Source organism: Adlercreutzia equolifaciens, assembly GCF_029076695.1.
Classification (GTDB): Bacteria; Actinomycetota; Coriobacteriia; order Coriobacteriales; family Eggerthellaceae; genus Adlercreutzia; species Adlercreutzia equolifaciens_A.
This window is the reverse complement of the sequence record NZ_JARFIK010000487.1, coordinates 1-294: the sequence shown is the minus strand read 5'-3', so window position 1 is coordinate 294 and position 294 is coordinate 1. Positions and strand designations below refer to the sequence as shown.

Below are 294 nucleotides of genomic sequence, written 5' to 3'. Positions count from 1 at the left end.
TTGAAGAAGCCTTCGTAGTTGTACATCTTCAGCTGCGACTCCACCTTGCTCATGGTGTCAAGGGCAACGCCGATCATAATGAGAATGTAGGTGCCACCGAACGCCTGAATAAGCTGGTTGTTCGTGAAGAAGAAGATGATGGTGGGCACAACGGCAATAAGCGCGATGAAGATGCCGCCCGGCAGCGTCACGCGATTAATGACGTTCTTGATGTACTACACCGTGGCCGTACCGGGACGAACGCCGGGAATAAAGCCGCCCTGCTTGCGAATGTTGTCCGCCGTCTCTTCGGGG

1 pseudogene is annotated in these 294 nt (G+C 54.4%); it reads right to left on the bottom strand.

Annotated features, from left to right (window positions below):
* Window positions 1-294, bottom strand: a pseudogene (locus tag PZH32_RS14190) (preprotein translocase subunit SecY); the annotation flags it as partial.